Origin of the sequence: Polyangium sorediatum (assembly GCF_029946465.1) — a bacterium.
In the GTDB taxonomy this organism is placed as follows: Bacteria; Myxococcota_A; Polyangia; order Polyangiales; family Polyangiaceae; genus Polyangium; species Polyangium fumosum.
In genome coordinates this window covers 45,599-66,219 of sequence record NZ_JARZHI010000012.1, presented here as the reverse complement: position 1 = coordinate 66,219, position 20,621 = coordinate 45,599, and the positions used below count along the sequence as shown (strand labels likewise).

The following is a 20,621-nucleotide window of genomic DNA, read 5'->3' as shown; positions in this document are numbered from 1 at the left end:
GCCACCCTACCTTTCCGCATTACGCGCGCGGCAGCATACGCATTTTCTGGACCGGCGTCGCTCCCTCGTGGTTCAGTGCCTCTGCGTACAGCAAGCCGCGCGCGGCGATACGCCACGCGCCACGGAGGCATTCATGTCCGAATCCCGCGTGACGGGTCGAGGAGGGTCGCCCTGCGGCAAGGAGCATTTCCCCCTCGCCTCGCCCATGCTCGACGATCCTCGCCCCTTTTATGCGCGCGCTCGCCGTGACGAGCCCGTGTTCTACAGTGATTCGCTCGGCCTCTGGGTCGTGACGCGGTACGAGGACGTGTGCGCCGTCGCCAAAGACGCCGCGCGCTTCTCGTCGCTCGATTCGATCACGCCCAAAGCCGCGACCACGCCTCCCCCGCCCGAGCTCCTCGCCGAGCTCGTGAAGGGGTTTCCGCTCCTCCCGAGCCTCGTGGACAGCGATCCTCCCGTGCACACGCGCGGCCGCGCCCTCGTCACGAAGGCCCTCTCGCTCCGCCGCCTCGCCGCCTTCGAGCCGATCCTCCGCGACATCGCCACGCGCCTCGTGGACGGGTTCGTCGCGAAGGGCCACGTGGAGCTCGTGCACGCATTCGCCATCGCATTGCCCGGCCGTTTCATCGTCGACCTCCTCGGCCTCCCCCGCGAGCACCTCGATCAGGTCGACCGCTGGACCACGAACAGCACCGCCATCTTCGCCGGACACGATCCCCTCCCCGTGCTCCTCGAACACGCCCAGGGCTTCGTCGCCTTCCAGCATTACCTCGCCGACGCGATCGAGGACCGCCGGAAGACCCCCCGCGACGATGCCCTCTCCGACATCGTCACCGGCGCGGCGGCCCTCGATCCGCCGTTCGGCGTGGCCGAGCTCGTCAACATGCTCCTCCAGATCCTCTTCGCGGGCTACGAGACCACGGCCGGCCTCATCGCGGCCGCGGCGCTCGAGCTCGCCCGGGATCCCGCGCTTTTTGCCGCCGCACGGAACGATCCCGGGATCCTCCCCTCGATCGTCGAGGAGGTCTTGCGGGTCTCCTCGCCCATTCACGCGATGTACCGCACGGCGCTCGAAGACGTCGAGGTCGGCGGCGTGCGCATCAAAAAAGGCGAGCGCCTGCAGATCGCCTACATCTCGGCGAACCACGACGAGCGCCGCTTCGAGGATCCGCTCCGGTTCGACATCCGCCGGACCGCGCCGCACCTCGCGTTCGGGCACGGCCTTCATTATTGCATCGGCGCGCCGCTCGCGCGCCTCGAAGGCCGCATCGCGCTGGAGGTCCTGACCCAGCGCCTGCCGGGCCTGCGCCTCGTCCCGGCTCAGACGTTTTCCTATTTCCCGAGCGCCACGGCCCGCCGCCTCGAATCGCTGGAGCTCGCCTGGGATCCGCCGGGTTGAGCCGGTTCGTCAGAGCATCCCTTCGCCCTTCAGGATCTCGTAGCTGATCTTCGCGGCCTCCGGGCCGATCTTCTTCTCGTCGCTCGATCGAATGCGGCACACGAACACCCACGTGCGGCCTTGTTTCTCCACCGCGCCGACGAACCAGCCGATCGCGCCGAGCGGCCCCGGCGGGCCGCCGTCCGGGAGATAACTCCCCGTCTTTCCGCTGAACACCACGCCCGCCGGAATCTGATCGACGAACGGAAGCCGGTCGCGCACGTTCTCGATGGCGTCCCCGCGCAATTCGAGGGTCTTTTTCACGACGGTCATGGCGCGCGGCGAGACCGGCAGCTTGTTCTCGTAGAGGGCCGTGAGGAAACGCCGCTCCTCGCGCGGCGAGATCTTGAGCACGTCGTTCAGCCAGAACATCGTCACGTCGCCCGAGGGATCGGCATTGCCGTACTGGAAGGCCGAGAGATAGGCGCGATACCGCGGCTCGCCGACCTGCTCGGCGATGCGCTGGAAGTACCAGACCGTCGAATGCCACATCGCGGTGGCGAGGGAATGATCCCGGTTCCACGTGGCGCGCCATCGCTCCTTGCCGTCCCAGCGAAACACGGTGTTCTCGTCCTGCACCACGCCCGTGTCGACCGCGATGAGCGCGTTCGGAATCTTGAACGTCGAGGCCGGCGAGGTGCGTACGTCGCACTCCTCGCCGCCGTACTCGACCGTCTCCCCGGTGCCGAGCTCGACCATGGTGAAGCAGCCGACGAGCCCGGCGAAACGGGACGCGGCCCCCGGGGGCGTCCGGGGGACGCCGGGGTCCGGGACCGTCGCCGCGCCGTGCGTGCAGCCAGCGACGAGGAGGAGGAGAAGCGGCGCGACGAACGGCCGCGCGGACCGGGCGAGAGAACACGAACGTACGGTCATGACGCTTGTACGCCCGTGCCCACCGGCGCATTTCCGGCGCAGGTACTTTTTCGCGGGTGTTTCGATGGTTGACATGGAGCGACCGTCGCGGCTAGGAGAAGCCCGATGGTCGATTCCGGACGGCTCGACGTCGCCGTGCTGGGCGCCGGCGTGATGGGGCTCGTCGCCGCCGTCACGCTCGTGCGCGCAGGGCTCCGGGTCGCGGTCCACGAGCGCGCCGCCGATAGCACGGCGAGCGCCGCGTGGCGCTCCGGCGGCATGCTCGCGCCCGACTGCGAGGCCGAAATTGCCGAGCCGCTCGTGGTCGCCCTCGGCCGGCGATCACTCGCGCTCTGGCCCTCGCTCGTCCCGGGCGTCGAGACGAACGGCACCCTCGTCGTCGCTCCGCCGCGCGAGCCGGGCGTGCTCACGCGATTCGAGCGCCTGACCCCCCATCACCAAGCCCTCGACGAAGAAGCCCTCGGCGCGCTCGAGCCCGCCCTCGCCGGCCGCTACCGGCGTGGCCTCTTCTTCCCGAACGAAGGCCACCTCGACCCGCGGCGCACGCTGCGCGCGCTGCAAGCGTGGCTCTGCGAGGCCGGCGTGCCCCTCGAATTCGGTTTTTCCGGGGATCCCGAGGCGCTCCGGGCCGATCGTATCGTCGACGCGCGCGGGCTCGGCGCGCGTGAACGACTGCCGACTTTGCGCGGTGTCCGAGGCGAAATGGCCCTCGTCCGGAGCCGGGACGTCGTGCTCTCGCGCCCCGTGCGCCTGCTCCACCATCGCCACCCGCTGTACGTCGTGCCGCGTGAGGGAGGCGTGTTCATGATCGGCGCGACGACGATCGAATCGGCGTCGCCCGACCCGAGCGAGGAGACACGCGTGACGTTGCGCTCCGCCGGCGAGCTGCTCACGCAGGCGTATGCGCTCCACCCCGCGTTCGCCGAGGCGGAGATCCTGGAACTCAACGCGGGGCTCCGGCCCGCCTTCCCCGACAACAACCCGCGGATCGAGGTCTTCGGGCGCACGATCACCGTCAATGGATTGTATCGGCACGGCTGGCTCGTCGCGCCGGCGCTCGCGGCGCGGATCGTCGACGTTCTCCTCGGAAAAGTCCCCCCGAACGAGGTCATGCATGCGGATCCGTCTGAATGGTGAAGAGATCGATACGACGGCGAAGGATCTCGCCGCGCTGATCGAGGACCGAGGGTTCGACGTCTCCGGGGTCGCCACCGCGCTCAATGGCGAGTTCGTGCCGCGGGCCCTCCGGGCCGAGACGCGCCTCGCCGAGGGCGACGCCGTCGAGGTGCTCCGGCCCATGCAGGGAGGATGAGCATGGTCGATTTTTATGGGCGCACGTTCGAAAGCAGGCTCCTCCTCGGGACGGCGCGGTATCCCTCGCCCGAGGCGCTCGGCCAGGCGGTGGCGCGCTCGGGCGCGCAGATCGTGACCGTCTCCTTGCGGCGCGAATCCGCGGCCGGCGCGAAGGCAGGCCAGGCGTTCTGGGAGCTCGTCAAAGCGCTCGGCGTGACCATCCTGCCGAACACGGCCGGCTGCCATTCCGCGCGCGAGGCCGTGACGACGGCGCGCATGGCGCGCGAGGTCTTCGGGACGCCGTGGATCAAGCTCGAGGTCATCGGCGACGACGTCACGCTCCAGCCCGATCCTTTCGCGCTCGTGGACGCCACGCGCGCGCTCGTCGCGGAGGGGTTCGAGGTATTTCCTTACATGACGGAGGATCTCGTGCTCGCCGAGAAGCTCGTCGAGGCCGGCTGCCGCGTGCTCATGCCGTGGGGCGCGCCGATCGGGACGGGCCGGGGGCTCAACAATCCGTACGCGCTCCGCCTCCTGCGAAGACATTTCCCCGGGATCACGCTGGTCGTGGACGCCGGGATCGGCGCGCCGAGCCACGCGGCGGCGGCGATGGAAATGGGCTACGACGCCCTTTTGCTCAACACGGCCGTGGCGACCGCGGGGGATCCGCCAGCCATGGCGGAGGCGTTCGCCGAGGCCATTCGCGCCGGGCGGCGGGCGCACGAGGCGGGCCTCATGGAGCCGACCGATCTCGCGACGGCGTCGACGCCGACATTCGGCGCGCCGTTCTCGCCTTTCGCCGGCTGATTCGAGGAGCGAACGATGCTCGTGCTGGATCGTTTTTATCTCATCGTCGACAGCGCCCGGTGGCTCGATCGCCTGCTCCCGCTGGGTCTGCGTTTCGTGCAACTGCGCGTAAAAGGGCTCGACGCAGCGGCGCGGCGGGCGGAGATCGCGGCGTCCATCGCGAAATGCCAGGCGCACGGGGCGACGCTCGTGGTGAACGATTTTTGGCAGGACGCGATCGACCTCGGCGCGGAATGGGTGCACCTCGGGCAGGAGGATCTCGCGGAGGCCGACGTCGCGGCGATCCGGCGGGCCGGCCTCAAGCTCGGCATCTCGACGCACAGCCACGAGGAGATCGACACGGCGCTCGTGGTGGATCCCGATTACGTGGCCCTCGGCCCGGTGTATCCGACGACGCTCAAGGTGATGCCGTGGGCGCCGCAGGGGCTCGATCGGATCGGCGAGTGGAAGCGCATCGCGCGGCGGCCGCTCGTCGCGATCGGCGGCATCACGCTGGAGCGCGCCGAGGGCGTGGCGCGGGCGGGCGCGGATTCGATCGCGGTGATCTCCGACGTCCTCTCGCACCCGGATCCCGAGGCCCGCTGCAAAGCATGGCTCGACGCGCGGGCGACGTGGCCCCGCGCCTCGCAAGGAAGGGAGGAGTTCGGATCATGAAAGAGCTCAGCTACGAGGTCGCGGTGAACGAGCCGGGCGCGCTGCAGCTTTCGCGGGCCGAGGTCTGGCGCGGGCTCGAAATCAAGGCGGAGACCCCGCTGCCGTTCATCCCGGGGATCCAGCGATGTGAGGTCCTGGAGAGAGGCGACGGCTGGCTCGCGCGCGAGATCGATCTCGAAGGCCAGCCCATCCGGGAGCGGGTCACGTTCGAGCCCGAGAGGCGCGTGCATTTCGAGCGGGTCGCGGGCGCACCGGGGTGGGTCGACAACGTGATCGACGAGCGGCCCGACGGCTCCCTCGTGCTCCGCTTCGTGTTCGGCGTGCCGGACGAGGACGAGGCGAAGGCGCGAGATCGCGAGCCCGCCTATCGGAATGCGCTGGCCACGACGCTCGCGACGGTGCGGCGCATGGTAACGGAAGGGACGATCCCCCGGCGTTGACGTTCACCCGCGTCGCTTCGACGCCACGTACGCGAGCCCCTGTGCATTGAGCGCGAGATCCAGCTCCAAGAGCTCGTGATCGCGGGCGTCGAGCGCAAGCCCCACTTCCTCGGCCGCGCGCTCCATCTCCTTGTCGAGCGCCTTCCGGATCATGGCCTCGGCCTCGGCCGGCGCGAGCGGCACGGCGGCCTCGACGAGCGACGCCGAAAGATCGATCCATCGATGAAGCTGCGCGGCCACGACGTCGAGATCCTCGATCTCGCCGAAATGCGTCAGCGCCGCGCGCCGCGCCCCCGACGTTCGCACCACCTCGATGCTCGCGTGCGCCGCCTCCGCGTCGAAATCGGTCGGGCTCGTGGAAGGAAACGCGAAGCGCCGGCCGCGCTGGAGGTGCGGATACACGAGGCCAAACGTATCGCCCGTGAACACAGCCTCCCGGGCAGGATCGAGCACGATGAAATGGTGGTTCGCGTGCCCGCGTGTATGCACGAACGAGAGCGTCGCGCCGCCGAGCAAGACGCTCTCCCGATCCTCGAGCGACCGCACGCGCGCCGCGTCGATCGGCAGGATCGTCCCATAAAGCTCGGCAAACCGCGCCGCCCCGTAGACAGCCTCGGCGCTCTTGACGAGCTTCGACGGATCGACAAGGTGGCGCGCCGCGCGCGGATGCGCGAGCACGGTCGCATTCGGCAGCGCCGCAAGCAGCGCCGAAGCGCCGCCCGCATGATCGAGGTGGACGTGCGTGACGATGACCCAGCGCACAGCCTCCCGCGCAATCCCCTCCCGATCGAGCGCCGCGAGCAGCCGAGGAACCGCATGCGTGGTGTTCGTCTCCACGAAGGCCGCCTCGTCGCCCTCCACACGGAGATACGCGGCAGCAAAGCCGGGCCCAAGGTAATCGCAGTCGATCGTGACGAGGCGCGAGGAGCTCATGCCAGGCAGCCTAGCAGACCTCACCTCGGGGGGCCGTCGCGCCGGGGCGCCGCCCCGGACCCCGCGGGGGGCTGTCCGCCCCCTCGACCCCGGACCAGCGAGGCGCTGGACCCAGGGTTGAAAAACTGCGCTCCGCGCAGTTTTTCAAACAGGCCGACGAAGAAGCCGGGGGGCCAGCCGAACCAGCAGCGCGGCTGTCTCGGTGGGCAGGGTCGTTGCCGGTCTTGACCGGGCCTGTTCGATGAACTGCGCACCGCGCAGTTCATCGAGCTTGGGTCCAGCCCCTGGCTGGTCCGGGTCCCGGGGCGGACAGCCCCGGGTGGGGCCTGGGGCAACGCCCCAGCGAGGCGGCATCGCGCGGCAGGCTGGCCAACTGGCACAGTGCCAACGAAATGACTCCGACAAACCCGCGGGCAAACATGCGCCGCTTTTCCCGTTGACGCCTCGCGAGACCCTCGTGTACTGCAATTCGAGCGCGCGAGGGGGGTTCTCCCTTCCTCGAACAAGAACACGCGATAGGGAGGAAAAAGACCGATGAGCAACGTCGACGGACACGACGCCGGGACGCCCACGTGGTTCGACCTGATGACGCCGGACCTCGCAGGGGCGCAGAAGTTTTACGGGGAACTCTTTGGCTGGACCTTTCTCCAGGGTACCGCCGAGACGATGTACTACACGATGTGCCAGAAGAATGGTCGGAATGCCGCGGGCATGGGCAAGCGCCCCGACGACGCGCCCTACCCGACGTCCTGGAGCGTCTATTTCGACAGCAAGGACGTCGACGCCACGGCCGCCAAGATCCGTGAGTTCGGCGGGCAGTTGATGATGGAGCCGATGGACGTGATGGATCAGGGTCGCATGCTCGTCTGCGTCGACCCGACGGGCGCCGTCTTCGGCTTCTGGCAGGGCCGCAAGCACAACGGCGCGCAGATCATCGACGAGCATGGCGCGATGACCTGGTGCGAGGTGAACACGCGCGAGAGCGAGAAGGCCGCGGCCTTCTACAGCAAGGTCCTCGACGTGGAGGCCCGGAAGATGGGGATGGAGATGCCCGACATGACGTACTACACGCTCCACAAGGGCGAGAAGGCCGTCTCCGGCATCATGCAGATGAACGCGCAATGGCCGGACTCGATCCCGCCGCACTGGATGCCGTATTTCGCCGTCGACGACGCCGAGGCCGCGTGTGAGAAGATCAAGTCGCTCGGCGGGCAGGTGATGCACGGGCCCTTCGATTCCCCGTACGGCCTCATCGCCGTGGTCACCGACCCTTACGGCGCGATCTTCTCCATCATCAAGCTCTCCGAAGCCGCCATGGCGGCCTGATCCCTCCGCCCCACGCCCGCCGAAACGGATCCTTCCCCCCGAGGGCCTCGACGCGCTCGACACGACGGGCGCGCCGAGGCTCGTCGGACGTGTACCGCCCAGCCGCCGCGGTTTATTGCGGCTCAAGCAGGGGAGGCTCGATCCAAAGCCCCGCGAATGCCCCGAAGAAGTAGTGGTGATAGTACTTCGTGTACGACCAGCTCGATTCGTGACAGAATTGAATGCTGAAGGGGAGATACTGGCCCATCTCATCGCTCTGCAACAAGAGAGACTGCAGCTTGTATGCAATGACGGGATCGTCCATCGTGGGAAAGGTCGCCGGCTGGCCGGCGTTATAGCCGCTCCGCACGGCGCACCCCTCGATGGCCTGGGATGACTCCTCGGTGGCTTCCGTCTCGTCCGTGTCCAGCGATTCGCTGTCCGTCGCTGCCACGCATCCTGACGCGAGCACGGGGAGGATCAGAAGAATGGCAGCACGGAGGATCGTGTTCGTCGTCATGGGGACCCTTTCTCGCAATGGCCTGCGAGGGCCCTGTCGCAACCTGCGTGCCAGCCTGACAAGGACCCTCGTGGGGGCCTTTTGTCCGCTCGATGTCGAGCACGGCGTTCGCCAAGCCTCGACCTGCTGGGGGCGCCAGCCATCAGGTGCTGCATGCCGCAGCCTGCAGGGCGAGAGCCCAGCGTCACGTGACGCCCCTCGCGAGTTGACCTCCGCAGACGGACCGCCCCCCCGAGGGGATCCCCCTACCGCGCCTGCCCCACCTTCTGATTTGATGGCTCCTGCGCGTCCGCGCTCGCGCCGGCCGCGCAAACACACGTCAGGCACCCGCCGAACGTCACGACGATCAACCCCAGGACGCCGATGAGCGCGATCGTCGACGGGTGCATCTTGCCCTTGTTCGGATCCACCGGCGCCATGGGCTGCATCGGCTGCGCCCCATACGCCGTCCCGTAAGGCGGCTGCGCCTGCGGGCCATATCCCGGCGGCGTCGCCCCCTGCGCGCCATACCCTTGCGCCTGCGCGTGGTAGCCCGGCGGCGTCGCCCCCTGCGCGCCATATCCTTGCTGCGGCTGCGGGCCATACCCCGACGGCGTCGCCCCCTGCGCGCCATAGCCCGGCGGCGTCGCGCCTTGCACGCCGTAGCCCGAATGCGCAGGCCCCAGCGTCGGGCCCGTCGTATACCCCGTCCCCGCGATCGTCGGGGCCACGCCGCCCTGCAGGGCCGCGGCCGAGCCCGGCGGCGCGGTCGGGCTGCCCGTCTGCGGCGCCGGCCCGGCCGGCGGCAGCGCGACGCCCGTGATCCGGCCAATTCGCTCGGCCGACAGGCGCGCCCGCGCCGGGGCGAAGGGGACGAGCGCCGCCGCGAGCTCGCCGACGCTCGCGAACCTCCGCGCGGCGTCCTTTTCGAGGCAACGCTGGATCACCGCTTCGAGCGCGGGCGGCGCGTCCGGACGTAGCTTTCGCAAGGGCTCCGGCGGGCTCGACAGAATGGCGGCGTAAATCTCCGGCACCGTCGAGCCCTGGAATGCGAGGCGGCCGGTCACGAGCTCCTGCAGGATGACCCCGAGCGCCCAGATGTCGGTCCGCGCATCCACGTGCTTCGACGAACGAAGCTGCTCCGGCGCCATGTACCCGGGCGTGCCGAGCACGCTCTGCGTCTGCGTCATCTGCTGCGCCTCGGGCGACGAACCGACGAGCGCGGCCTTGGAGATGCCGAAATCGAGCACCTTCACGCAGGCCGAGCCGTCCGCGCGCCGCGTCAGATACAGGTTCGCGGGCTTCAGGTCGCGATGCACGATCCCCGCGACGTGGGCCTCGGCGAGCGCCTCGCACGCTTGCAGGAGATACTCGACGGCGTCCTCGATCTCGAGCGACCCCTGGCGCTTGACGAGCTTCGAGAGGTCCGACCCTTCGAGATACTCCATCACCATGTACGGCTCGCCCGAGTCGAGCGTGCCGACGTCGAGCACACGCGCCACGTGCTCGCTCTGGATGCGGCTCGCGCTCCGGGCCTCGTTGGCGAAGCGAGCGACGAGCTCCTGGTGTTTCAGGGCCTCGGGTTGCAGGAGCTTGATGGCCACGGTGCGGCCGAGGTGCAGGTGGTACGCGGCGAGCACGACGCCCATACCGCCCTCCCCGAGCACCCGCTCGATCCGGAACTTTCCCGAGAGGACATCACCGGGGCTCGGCGTGCTCATCGGGCCTCGGACGAGCGATACAGGCAAACGGTCGCGATCATCGCGTGCATTCTTCCATGCAAGGGGCCCCGGAGCCAAGCGCCTTCGCGCGGCCCGCGCCCCGCCGCGGGGCTTGTGCCACGCCGAGGCCCCATGCGATCCTCGCTTCCATGCTCTTCCCAAGGCCCCTCTCCCGACTTCTCTTGACGCTCCCCACCCTCGCCGCGACGTTCGTCCTCGGCCTCGCCGCATGCAGCGACGAACCCGGCGAGACGCCGCCCCCGCCGAAGTACACGCTCGACAACGTCTGCGCGAAAGTCGCCCCTCAGCTCTGCGAGGTGCGCAAGTCGTGCTGCGAAAAAGGCGAGGGCTACGACGAGGCCGCGTGTATCACGTACGAGACCGAGGTTTGCGCACAGAACATCGCCGACGTCGAGGCGGGCCTCATGACCTTCGACGCGAACAGCGTCGACGCCTGCGTCGCAGCGCTGAAGCCCTACGCCGACAAGTGTTACCTGACGATCCCCGACTACTACAACGCGCCCGAGGACCTCGAGCCGTGTTCGAAGGTCTTCGCGGGCAAGCTGACGGAGAACTCGACCTGCGAGCGCGACGCGCAATGCGCGTCCTCGGTCGAAAAGCGGGAGATCGTCGCCTGCGACGACGACACGAAGAAATGCACCGCGACCCGCTTCCTGCCGCTCGACGCCGCCTGCAAGGTCAGCGCCGACACGAAGGAGCTCTGTGATCAGGGGCTCTACTGCGATTTCGACCTCCTGGCGATGGAGGGCCTGTGCCAGCCGGCGAAGGAGCTCGGCGCGGCATGCACGCCGAGCCCGATCCAGCTCTCCTGTGGCCTCAATGCCTATTGCGACGCGATGACGAAGGTCTGCACCGAGGCAAAAGTCGAGGGCTCCACCTGCCAGAGCCCCCTCGAATGCCAGTCGTTGAAATGCGAGGCGGGCGCCTGCGGCCCGATCGCGCCGTTCTTCGAAGGCGAGCAATGCAAAGGGAGCAGCGCGCCCTGATCCCGCCCCCCGTTCCCTGAACCGAAAATCCCGCCGATCGGATCGAAAAACACGCCCTGCCAACGGCCCTCGACCGGAGCTACGGTCAGCCCATGGCAAACGAACCCAGCAAAGCCGTCGAAGATCGCGGAGCGCACACGATGGAGCGGCTCCTCCGCGACGCAGGCATCTCCACGGGCATGCGTGTCCTCGACATCGGCTGCGGACGAGGCGACGTCTCCTTCATGGCCGCACACCTGGTCGGCCCAAGCGGCCTCATCATCGGCCTCGACCACGACGAACGAGCCACGTCGACCGCCACCGAGCGCGCACACGACCTCGGGCTCGAAAACGTAAAATTCATCCAAGGAGACCTCCACGCCCCTCCCCTCGTCGACGCGCCCTACGACGCAATCATCGGGCGGCGCGTCCTGATGTACCAGCCCGATCGCATCGCCGCCCTTCGCCCCCTCGTCGAAGCACTCCGGCCCGGAGGCCTCGTCGCATTCCAAGAAGTCGACGCGACCCTGCTTCCCGCATCCACGAAACCACACCCCCTTCACGAGCAGATCACGCGCTGGATCTGGCAAACCGTCGAGCGAGAAGGAGCAACGACCACCATGGGATTCGAGCTCCCCCTCGTGCTCGAAGCCGCCGGGCTCAACGTCGAGGGACAACGCGCCGAAGCCATCCTCCAAACCAGGCACCACCGTCACATCACCGCCTGGATCGTGCGAGCCATGCTCCCCCGAATCGTCGAGCGCGGCGTCGCATCAGAAGCAGACATCGACATCGAAACGCTGGACGCACGTCTCGCCGAGGAGCTCCGCCACACGAACAGCGCATTCATCAGTGACATGAGCTTCAGCGTCTGGGCACGGAAGCCGTCGCGCGGGGCGGCGTAGCGCTGGGGCTTCGCCCCAGGCCCGACCAGGGGTTGTCCACCCCTGGACCCGGACCAGCCAGGGGCTGGACCCAAGCTCGATGAACTGCGCGATGCGCAGTTCATCGAACAGGCCCGGTCAAGACCAGCAACGACCCTGCCCACCAAGACAGCCGCGCGGCGGGTTCGGCGGGCACCCCGGCTTCTTCGTCGGCCTGTTTGAAAAACTGCGCGGAGCGCAGTTTTTCAACCCTGGGTCCAGCGCCTCGCTGGTCCGGGGTCGAGGGGGCGGATAGCCCCCCGCGGGGACCGGGGCAGCGCCCCGGCGACGGCGCATCAAACAGGAGGCCCCGCGTCCGCCGCCTCCACCGTCACCGGCACCCCATTCAGAATGGCCGTCCCCGTCAGCGGCTCGACGTGCAGGTCGTCGGTGATTGCATTCGCGTTTGCGCCTGGCACGCTCGCGGCGACGCGCATCGTGTCGGCTGCTGCGGCGTGCCCGTGCCCGTGGGGCAGGCTCACGACGCCCGGCATCACGTCCTCGGTCACGGCCATGGCCACGACGACTTCGCCCACGCGGCTGCGGACGCGCACGCGTGTGCCCGAGGTGAGGCCGAGCCGCGCGGCGTCCGTGGGGTGCACGAGCAGCATTGAGCGATCGGGGCCTTTCACGAGCGAGGGCACGTTGTGCATCCAGGAGTTGTTGTTCCGCATGTGCCGCCGCCCGATGAGCACGAGGCCTGCGGCGACGGCCTCGTCCAGGAATCGCTCCAGGCGCGGGACGTCGGCGAGGATCTCGGGCGGGGCGAGGCGCACCTTTCCGGTCTTCGTGCGCACGCGCTCCCGGAACATGGGCCGGAGCGGGCCGAGATCGATTCCGTGTTCGGCCTTTTTTAGTTTTTCGAGGTTGAGCCCCTTCGAGGACGGGAGGAAGCGATCGCCATAGGGGCCCGTCCGGAGCAGGACGTCGAGCAGGCCGTCGGCGCCGAGTTTGTTGAGGAGACCAACGAGGCGCTCGGCGGCGGCGCCGAGGGGCGACGGCGACAGGCGTTTTCCGAGCAGGCTCGCCGCGAGATCCACGAGGATCTCCACGTCGTCTTTCGTGTCCGGCGGGGGCTCGATCACGGGCGCCGACCATTTTGCCGTGTTGCGGACCGCGAGCGTGTGGAAGAGCAGATCGTAATGGCTGCGCTCGAGCGCGTACCGCGGCGGCAGGATCAGGTGCGCGTGGCGGGTCGTCTCGTTCAGGTAGATGTCGACGGCGACCATGAAATCGAGGTTCGACAGGGCTCTCCCGATGCGCTCGCCATTCGGAACGGAGAGGACCGGGTTGCCCGCGACAACCACGAATCCGCGGATCTGGCCCGGGCCGGGGGTCTCCATTTCTTCGGCCATCGTGGTGGCGGGCAGGTTCCCGCCGACCTCGGGCAAGCCGCGGACGCGCGAGCGGAAGCGGCCGTGGCCGCCCATGCCGAGGATACGCGCGATCCGCACGACGTCGGCCGCGGGGGTCGCGAACATGGCGCCGCCGGGGCGATCGAAATGGCCGGTGACGATGTTCAGGGCGTCGATGAGGAAACTCGAAAGTGGCCCGAAGGCGCTCGTGGAGAGGCCCATGCGGCCATACGCGACGGCGCGCGGGGTCCGGGCGAATTCGCGGGCGATGCGGCGCACGTCGTGGGCCGGGATGCCCGTGGGGCCTTCGATCCGCTCGGGGGCGAAGCGCGCGGCGATCGCCCGCAGCTCGGCGACGCCGTCGGCGAGGTCGGTGAGGGCGCCGTTGTCGTAGAGGTTCTCCGCGAAGATGACATGGAGCATGCCGAGGAGGAGGGCCGCGTCGGAGCCGGGGCGAATGAAATGGTGCTCGTCGGCATACGCGGCGGTCTCGGTCTTGCGCGGGTCGAAGAGGATGAACTTGCCGCCCCGCTCGCGGACGCCGGCGAGCCGGCTGCGGACGTCGCCGAGGGTCATGATGCTGCCGCCGGAGGCTGCGGGGTTCGCGCCGAAGACGAGGAAGTAGTCGGTGCGATCGATGTCGGGGAGGGTCAGGCTCGTGGCCTCGCCGAACATCTGGAGGGCGGCGTAGATGCGGGGATTGGCGTCCTGGGAGTTCGAGTCGAAGCGGTTCTTCGTGCCGAGCGCCATTCCGAGCAAATTCGCGCCGAGGATCGCGCCGTGCCCGTGGGCCGTGGGATTGCCGAGGTACATGGCGACGGAATCGGGGCCGTGCGCGCGCTGGAGGGCGGCGAGGCGCTCGCCTGCCTCGGCGAGGGCCTCGTCCCAGCCCACGCGGACGAAGCCTTGGGCGGTGCGGCGCAGGGGGAAGCGGAGGCGGTCGGGGTCCTCCTGGAGCTCCCGCATGGCCGGGCCCTTGGGGCAGATGTGGCCGCGGGAGAAGACGTCGTCCCGGTCGCCGCGGATCTCGACGACGCGGTTGTCCTCCACGGCGACGCGCATGCCGCACATGGCCTCGCAGACGTTGCAGGTGCGGAAATGAATGGTCGGTTGATGCGCCATCGAAGCCTCCCCGCGAGAACCATCCCCCTTGACAGGAGGACTCAATCCTGCCTCATCTCACCCGTCTCAGCCACCTGGCGGCGCGGGCGCCGGCTCCGCCGCGTCGAGCTCATCGTCTGCGTCGCTTTCGCTGCGCTCCGGAGCGATCGCTGGGAATCGCCGGGCTGCCGCGGAATCGTGTCGTGACAGGTAGCGGCCGAGGTGGAACACCTCGGCATACGTGCGGTGCCAGGCGGTGTAGGCGCGCCGGCGGAGGTCACGCGGGGAGCCTTTCGGCGGGTCGTCGCCGCCGTCGAGGATCTGGAGCAGCTCGGTCGCCTCAGCCTCGGCGGTCTGGAGGTCAGCCTCCGTGATCGGGGTCTTTCCGTTGACGCTAGCCCAATGGCTTCGGAAGAGCGAGACGAGGCGCAGGGTGTCATCCGCGTCGTCGCGGATACCGCGTCCCCGCTGGATATCGGAGAGGATCGTGCTCGCCTCCTTGTTCGTCCGGAATGCCGGCTTCGCCCAGCCGAAGAGCGTCTCGTCGTGGCTCCGCACCTTGGCGACGAGCTCACCGCGCCGCGCCTTCTGGTCGCTGGTCCAAGGGGTCTCGACGGCCAGGTCGGCGGCGTAAAAGACGAGCTGGTTTGGTTCGAGCGCCGCAAAGTCGGCGGCACGATCGGCTGCGCGCGAAGCGGATAGCTCGCTCTGGAGGAGCGGAAGGAGCGGCTCGAACTCACGCCGCAAGATGCCCGTAAGCCGAGCCGCGCGCTCGCGAGAAATACGCGGGCGAAGAAGGATGTCGTCCGGGAGCGCAAGGAGCGCGGGCCTCTTCGCCTCGAAGAGCTCGTTCATCTTGGTAGCTTGGGGATCCATGGGGCGGCGATCCTTCCACGAAGCGAGCAACCATCCAAGCGCGACGTACGTCCTCGTTGCTTGGGCTGGACGTAACATTGTTCACATAGGGGGAAGCTTCCCGGCATGTGGGTACCGTGCTATCTGTTCAGTATCCGGATGAGACACGATGCCACACCAGATGTCGCCCAGCGTCTTGCACTACGCAGCGAGGCCGTTGCACCTGTAGGAGAAACCACCTCCCCGCTCGAAGGTGCCAAAGTGCCGAGCTTCCACCTTCAGTGCGGCGACGCGGTAGACTTCCTCCGCACGATTCCGAGCTCGAGCATCGATCTCGCCATCACGGATCCCCCGTACGAGTCCCTTGAAAAGCATCGCGCCGTGGGGACCACGACACGCCTGAAGCGCAGCAAGGCTTCCAGCAACGACTGGTTTCAAATTTTTCCGAACAGTCGCTTCCACGATCTGTTCGGAGAGTTCTGGCGTGTCCTGAAGAAAAATACACACCTATACCTCTTTTGTGATGCGGAGACGATGTTCGTGGCAAAGCCCATCGCAGAAGCCGTGGGATTCAAATTCTGGAAGCCGCTCGTATGGGACAAGAAGAGGATCGGCATGGGCTACCATTACCGGAGCCGGTGCGAGTTCATTCTTTTTTTTGAGAAGGGCAAACGGAAACTCCGTGACCTCTCGGTGCCCGATATCATCGAGGCCCCACGCATCTGGAAGGGTTACCCGACGGAAAAGCCCGCGGATGTTAGCCGCGTACTCATCGGGCAAAGTAGTGTTGCCGGAGAGGTCGTGATGGACCCATTCATGGGCGCTGGCTCCGTGGGGGCCGCGGCCCTCAAAGCGGACAGACGATTTCTTGGCAACGACTTGTCATCTCAGGCGGTCGAGATCACGAAACAGCGTTTGCTTGCAGCGGGAGGAACCGAGGTGACCCTGGCCTTGCTTTGCGAGACGTCGCTCGAACATCCCGTGCCGGAATCTGGTATCAAGAAGAACGGAAAGAACTTTCGTCAGCGTCCGCGCGCGTAATGGTACTCGGATAACGCGCGGTGCCATGCGGTGAGGGTCTGCACACGACGCTCTTGAGTGTTCCGAGAGAGGTCAGGGACACACTCGCGAAGGAACTGGTCCGCCGTTTCCGGACGTACATCGAGAAGATTCTTCCCTTCAGACCAGCGGATCCAGGCATCTCCGCAGTTGCTGGATTCGAAATGAACCGCAGTTGCACGCAGGCGATCCTTCGGATCGAGTCGCGCGATTAGACGTCCGCCCGCAGTGAGTTCGTCGTCCTCGGTGATTAAACCAAGGATTATTGAAGCCCTTCGGTAATAGGCGAGTTGCCGTCTCGACAATCCGAATGAGGCCTCGTCCAACGCCCCATCTTTCTCAATCAATTCCACTATATGATAAACACGCTCGAGGTCATCCGCTTGTGGGATGTCCACGGACGAGACCTTGTACAGCGCAGGGGATGCCTCGATGGCATCGAGTAGCCGTTTCCTGCGCGGCGCATCGATAACAATCTCGTCCGCGTTGGCTCCGTCGTTGTTCGGCCCTCGCATACGCAGAGAAACAGTCACCTGCTTAGCCTGGAGGACACGAAGAATCTGGGCAAGCATACGAATGCTGAGTCTGGTCGGCACCCCCGTGAGTTCTCGCTCTAGCTCGACAATCGCCAAGCGCGGGAGCCTTTGTGCGGTGATGTCCAGGATGAAGGAGCCTGGTCGGGCGCCTATGGGGAGGAGATCGAGCGGTTCACCGAAAACGTTCTTGACAAATTGTCGTAAAATCTCGTCTAGAGCGCGAGAAATCGTCGTGACGAAGCGAAGGTCTAGACTGCTGGTTGGCTTTTCTCCGTGCATCTCGATTTGCATCGTCTGCAGGAGCATTTGGCACATTCGTTTCCAAGCAGTCCGCGCAACAGCATCATCCTTCATCGTGGGATCGAGTTGCTCCATGCGGGCTTTGGCAAGGTTCGACTCATCTGGATTGCGCGCGAGCACAGCAGATGCCCACCAGAGTTCCGGCACCCCCGGAAACTTCTTCAACACTGGGCTCAATGCCACCCGCCTTAGCGAGCTAGGCTCTTGGATCGGATAGGGGAGGCCCGTTAACGCATTCCACGCAGTCCCGAATTGCGCCATCGTATCATAATACACTTCTTTTAATCGATCAATCGTCGCCATTCCTGCTGCCGTAGTAAAGGCAAAGAGCGGCATGCGGGACCACGTCTGGGTTGCACGCACTGGGTCTTGCGCATCAATGAACAAGCCGCATGCTTCGACCAACGCACCTGAAAGCTCTTCGTTGGATGGCATGGGGTCTGCATCAATGACAGCCAATTCCTTCTGCGCGGCAGCGCGAAACAGGACGGTGGCATCCCATTGTTCATCGGCGTCACCGAATGCACGGAGGCGCGTCGCCTTCATCTTGGCGATACTCGCTTCACGAAGCAGCTCATCGCGCTCGGACGGGGTCATGGTTTCACTTTCTCCCAGTGCGCGACCGTGGGGTCGATGCACCAAAGTGATAAGTAGGCCTCGATGACGTCCTGGCGAGCAATGAGCTGAGCACGCTTCCCGGTCTTGCCGGCATCACCATCAATGGCTTGCGCGAACGCGGAGTGACCGTAGCGAGTACGCCCAGCAACCTCGACGCCCCGAATTCGCCCAGGCGTTGCGTCCAAGAGGAGATCGGGCGCGCGCCATCGATTCATTCTAAGGACTCGCTTGCCCAAAAAGCAGGATATTGCGACCATGGCGAGACCATATGCAGCATACTCGGTTCGATGCTCGCCTGTCAGTGTTTTACCGCTGCGGAACCGTTCCAAATGGACTGGAAGTTGTGCATCGCGTGTGGACAGCAGGGCGATGTCCCAAGTGATTCGCAGGCTGTAGTCAACAGCGCCGACGGGCGTAACCTCTCGCAGTTGGAAGGAGCCATGGCCATGGTCTCCGTTAGGATCGACCCAGCTGATGAGATGAGGGATGGCCTCCATAGCCAACGCCGGGTCCTGATCCTCGTAGAGCTGCTCTAGCTTGTACGTACGCGACGACACGATAGCCATCGTACACGTGTGGCTTGCTTTTTTCCAACAACCAACGTGACAGACCCGTCAAGAACGGACCTTCGCTCCCCTCGCCTCCTCCAACACCTCTCCCGCCCTCTCATCCGTTCTCGCGCCCATCCACACGAGCCTCTCCGCCCCGCCCCTCGCTCCCGCCCCCCTCCCCCGTTACACCCTCACGAGAACGATCACTCGCGCCAGCTCCCCCACGAGCCTCCCCGCACCCCCCCTCGGCCCCTCCGCCTCCCGCAGCAGGGCCGAGCCACGACGCGTCGCTCTCCCAGCCTCTCAGCCCCGCCGCATCGCCCGGATCTTGCCCGCCACGACCTCAGGCACGAACCCAAACGCCTTGGCGAGGTCCTTGTCCGGCGCGGAGGCGCCGAAGTCGTCGCGGCCGATCACGAGCCCACGCTCGCCGACGAGCGCGCGCCAGGGCATCGTCGAGCCCGCCTCGATGACCACGCGCGGCGTGCCGGGGGGCAGCACCTCTTCGCGGTACGCCTGATCCTGCCGCTGGAATTGCTCCAGGCAGGGCATCGAGACGACACGCACGCGGTCGCCTTCGGCTTCGAGGATCTTCTTCGCGTCCATCGCGAGCGAGACCTCCGAGCCCGTCGCGATCACCACGACGGCCGGCGGGTTCTTCGCAGCATCCGCGAGGATGTAGCCGCCGCGGAGCATGAGCTTCGGGTCGAAACCCTCGGGCCGCGGGAGCTCGGGGAGCTTCTGTCGCGAGAGCGCGAGCGCCGTCGGGCCGGAGCGGCGCAGGAGCGCATGCGCCCAGGCGGCCGCGCATTCGAGGCTGTCCGCGGGCCGGACGACGTCGACGTTCGGGATGAGGCGGAGCGACCAGAGGGTCTCGATCGGCTGGTGCGTGGGGCCGTCTTCGCCGAGGAAGATGCTGTCGTGCGTGAAGACGAAGACGCTGTGCAGCTCGGAAAGGGCCGCCATGCGGATCGCCGGGCGCATGTAGTCGGCGAAGACGAGGAACGTGGAGCCGAAGGGAATGAAGCCGCCGGCGAGCGCGCAGCCGTTGACGAAGGCGCCCATCGCGTGTTCGCGGATGCCGAAGTGGATGTTGCGGCCAGAGAAGTCGCCCTTGTGGATGGCCGGCGAGCACTCGATGTAGGTCTTCGTGGAGGGGTTCAGGTCGGCCGAGCCGCCGATGAGCGAAGGCACGAGGGCAGCGGCGCGTTGCTCGATGGTGCCGGCGCTCTGGCGCGTGGCGGCGTCCTTGCGAGGCGCAGCCTTGACGAGCTCGTCGAAGAGGTTTTCGGGGACCTCGCGGGTGATGAGGCGGCGGTAGAGGGACGCGGCCTCGGCGTCCGTCTTCTCGAGGGCGCGCATGGCCTCGTTCCAGGCCTCGTGCGCCTTGCGGCCTTCGTCGGCGCGGGCCGCGAAGATCGCGCGGACGTCGTCCGGGATGAGGAAGGTCGGCTCGGTGGGCCAGCCGATCGCCTTCTTGGTGGCCTCGACCTCCTTGGCGCCGAGCGGCTCGCCATGGGCCTTGGAGCTGCCCGCCTTGCCCGGCGAGCCGTACGCGATGACCGTGCGCGCAACGATGAGCGAGGGGCGCGCGGGCTCAGCGACAGCCGCGTCGAGGGCGGCGCGGATCTGCGCGTGGTCGTGGCCGTCGATCTTCTGCACGAACCAGCCGTACGCCTCGTACCGCTTGCCGACGTCTTCGCTGAAAGCGAGGTCGGTCTTGCCGTCGATGGTGATGTGGTTGTCGTCGTAGAAGAAGACGAGGTTCGAGAGGCCGAGGTGGCCAGCAAGGCTCGAAGCCTCGGCCGAGACGCCCTCCATGAGGTCACCATCGGAGGCGATGCCAAAGACACGCGCGGTCGCGACGTCGCCCTTCCCGCTAAAGCGAGCCTCCATCATCTTGAGCGCAGCGGCCATGCCGACAGCGGTAGAGATGCCCTGGCCAAGGGGGCCCGTGGTGACCTCGACGCCAGGCGTGAGGTGCACCTCGGGATGGCCAGGCGTGCGCGAGCCGAGCTGGCGGAAGTGTTTCAGCTCGTCGAGGGAGAGGTCATAACCCGCGAGGTGGAGCAGGCCGTAAAGGAGCATCGACGCGTGGCCAGCGGAGAGGACGAAGCGGTCACGATCAGGCCAGCTCGGGTCCTTGGGGTCGTAACGCAGGTGCCGCGTGAAGATCTCGAACGCGATCGAGGCGAGGCCCATCGGCGCACCCGGGTGGCCCGAGTTCGCCTTCTCAACGGCGTCGACCGCGAGCATCTGGATCGTGTGGACGGCCTTCTTCACTGTCGACTCGTCGATGTGCATCGATTCCTCCGCGCGCGTCTCTAGGCGAGATCACGCCAGAAGGAAAGCGAGCGAGCACGACACGCCACGT

The 20,621-nt window shown here is 67.1% G+C and carries 19 protein-coding genes; 10 read left to right on the top strand and 9 right to left on the bottom strand.

The features are described from left to right. Positions 1 to 133: 133 nt before the first annotated feature. Positions 134 to 1,399, top strand: coding sequence for a cytochrome P450 (locus tag QHF89_RS16375; protein ID WP_136969592.1), 1,266 nt, complete (start codon positions 134 to 136; stop codon positions 1,397 to 1,399). 9 nt (positions 1,400 to 1,408) lie between these two features. On the opposite strand, the gene QHF89_RS16370 is transcribed toward QHF89_RS16375, so the two are convergent. Continuing rightward, positions 1,409 to 2,311, bottom strand: a complete 903-nt coding sequence (locus QHF89_RS16370) for a penicillin-binding transpeptidase domain-containing protein (protein ID WP_284720569.1) — start codon at positions 2,309 to 2,311, stop codon at positions 1,409 to 1,411. Between the two features lie 105 nt (positions 2,312 to 2,416). Here QHF89_RS16370 and QHF89_RS16365 point away from each other — a divergent pair, with 105 nt between their 5' ends. From QHF89_RS16365 to QHF89_RS16345, 5 genes are read left to right on the top strand one after another with little or no spacing between them, the layout of a single operon-like run. Continuing rightward, the gene (locus QHF89_RS16365) at positions 2,417 to 3,448 is read left to right on the top strand and encodes an FAD-dependent oxidoreductase (protein ID WP_136969590.1); all 1,032 of its coding nucleotides are present in this window, start codon (positions 2,417 to 2,419) and stop codon (positions 3,446 to 3,448) included. Beyond that, positions 3,426 to 3,623: a sulfur carrier protein ThiS gene (gene thiS, locus QHF89_RS16360; RefSeq protein ID WP_136929949.1), complete on the top strand. Its 198-nt coding sequence runs from the start codon at positions 3,426 to 3,428 to the stop codon at positions 3,621 to 3,623. The genes QHF89_RS16365 and thiS overlap by 23 nt, the downstream gene beginning before the upstream one ends. A gap of 2 nt (positions 3,624 to 3,625) precedes the next feature. Then, positions 3,626 to 4,411 (top strand): thiazole synthase, encoded by a 786-nt coding sequence (locus QHF89_RS16355; RefSeq protein ID WP_136969589.1) that lies wholly within the window; start codon positions 3,626 to 3,628, stop codon positions 4,409 to 4,411. Between the two features lie 15 nt (positions 4,412 to 4,426). After that, positions 4,427 to 5,065 (top strand): thiamine phosphate synthase, encoded by a 639-nt coding sequence (locus QHF89_RS16350; RefSeq protein ID WP_136969588.1) that lies wholly within the window; start codon positions 4,427 to 4,429, stop codon positions 5,063 to 5,065. Beyond that, positions 5,062 to 5,505, top strand: a complete 444-nt coding sequence (locus tag QHF89_RS16345) for an AtaL-like protein (RefSeq protein ID WP_284720568.1) — start codon at positions 5,062 to 5,064, stop codon at positions 5,503 to 5,505. The genes QHF89_RS16350 and QHF89_RS16345 overlap by 4 nt, the downstream gene beginning before the upstream one ends. 3 nt (positions 5,506 to 5,508) lie before the next feature. Here QHF89_RS16345 and QHF89_RS16340 read toward each other — a convergent pair whose 3' ends face one another. Then, on the bottom strand, positions 5,509 to 6,438 hold the full coding sequence (locus QHF89_RS16340; RefSeq protein WP_136969586.1) for an MBL fold metallo-hydrolase: 930 nt from the start codon (positions 6,436 to 6,438) through the stop codon (positions 5,509 to 5,511). A 534-nt stretch (positions 6,439 to 6,972) separates the two neighbouring features. Here QHF89_RS16340 and QHF89_RS16335 point away from each other — a divergent pair. After that, complete coding sequence (locus QHF89_RS16335) at positions 6,973 to 7,764, top strand: VOC family protein (protein WP_284720567.1); 792 nt, start codon at positions 6,973 to 6,975, stop codon at positions 7,762 to 7,764. Positions 7,765 to 7,876: 112 nt separating this feature from the next. Here QHF89_RS16335 and QHF89_RS16330 read toward each other — a convergent pair whose 3' ends face one another. Together QHF89_RS16330 and QHF89_RS16325 are read right to left on the bottom strand one after the other, a co-directional pair. Then, entirely contained in the window at positions 7,877 to 8,263 is a 387-nt protein-coding gene (locus QHF89_RS16330; RefSeq protein ID WP_136969585.1) for a hypothetical protein, read from the bottom strand. A gap of 245 nt (positions 8,264 to 8,508) precedes the next feature. Beyond that, positions 8,509 to 9,963, bottom strand: a complete 1,455-nt coding sequence (locus QHF89_RS16325; RefSeq protein WP_284720566.1) for a serine/threonine-protein kinase — start codon at positions 9,961 to 9,963, stop codon at positions 8,509 to 8,511. 182 nt (positions 9,964 to 10,145) lie between these two features. On the opposite strand from QHF89_RS16325, the gene QHF89_RS16320 reads away from it, so the two are divergent. Together QHF89_RS16320 and QHF89_RS16315 are read left to right on the top strand one after the other, a co-directional pair. Beyond that, positions 10,146 to 10,970, top strand: coding sequence for a hypothetical protein (locus QHF89_RS16320; protein ID WP_136969583.1), 825 nt, complete (start codon positions 10,146 to 10,148; stop codon positions 10,968 to 10,970). Between the two features lie 92 nt (positions 10,971 to 11,062). Continuing rightward, complete coding sequence (locus tag QHF89_RS16315) at positions 11,063 to 11,854, top strand: methyltransferase domain-containing protein (protein ID WP_136969582.1); 792 nt, start codon at positions 11,063 to 11,065, stop codon at positions 11,852 to 11,854. A 314-nt stretch (positions 11,855 to 12,168) separates the two neighbouring features. Here QHF89_RS16315 and QHF89_RS16310 read toward each other — a convergent pair whose 3' ends face one another. Then, positions 12,169 to 14,349 carry a molybdopterin-dependent oxidoreductase gene (locus QHF89_RS16310; protein WP_136969581.1) on the bottom strand — a complete coding sequence of 727 codons (2,181 nt, stop codon included), beginning with the start codon at positions 14,347 to 14,349 and terminating at the stop codon, positions 12,169 to 12,171. 66 nt (positions 14,350 to 14,415) lie between these two features. Further along, positions 14,416 to 15,204, bottom strand: coding sequence for a hypothetical protein (locus QHF89_RS16305; RefSeq protein WP_136969580.1), 789 nt, complete (start codon positions 15,202 to 15,204; stop codon positions 14,416 to 14,418). A gap of 138 nt (positions 15,205 to 15,342) precedes the next feature. Between QHF89_RS16305 and QHF89_RS16300 the strand changes: the two genes are divergently transcribed. Further along, positions 15,343 to 16,224 carry a DNA-methyltransferase gene (locus tag QHF89_RS16300; protein ID WP_136969579.1) on the top strand — a complete coding sequence of 294 codons (882 nt, stop codon included), beginning with the start codon at positions 15,343 to 15,345 and terminating at the stop codon, positions 16,222 to 16,224. Here QHF89_RS16300 and QHF89_RS16295 read toward each other — a convergent pair. From QHF89_RS16295 to tkt, 3 genes are all read right to left on the bottom strand, one after another. Next, entirely contained in the window at positions 16,206 to 17,675 is a 1,470-nt protein-coding gene (locus QHF89_RS16295) for a hypothetical protein (RefSeq protein ID WP_136969578.1), read from the bottom strand. The genes QHF89_RS16300 and QHF89_RS16295 overlap by 19 nt on opposite strands. After that, the gene (locus tag QHF89_RS16290; RefSeq protein ID WP_136969577.1) at positions 17,672 to 18,253 is read right to left on the bottom strand and encodes a hypothetical protein; all 582 of its coding nucleotides are present in this window, start codon (positions 18,251 to 18,253) and stop codon (positions 17,672 to 17,674) included. Before QHF89_RS16290 ends, QHF89_RS16295 begins: the two co-directional genes overlap by 4 nt. A gap of 297 nt (positions 18,254 to 18,550) precedes the next feature. Beyond that, the gene (tkt, locus tag QHF89_RS16285; RefSeq protein ID WP_136969576.1) at positions 18,551 to 20,551 is read right to left on the bottom strand and encodes a transketolase; all 2,001 of its coding nucleotides are present in this window, start codon (positions 20,549 to 20,551) and stop codon (positions 18,551 to 18,553) included. Positions 20,552 to 20,621: the final 70 nt, after the last annotated feature.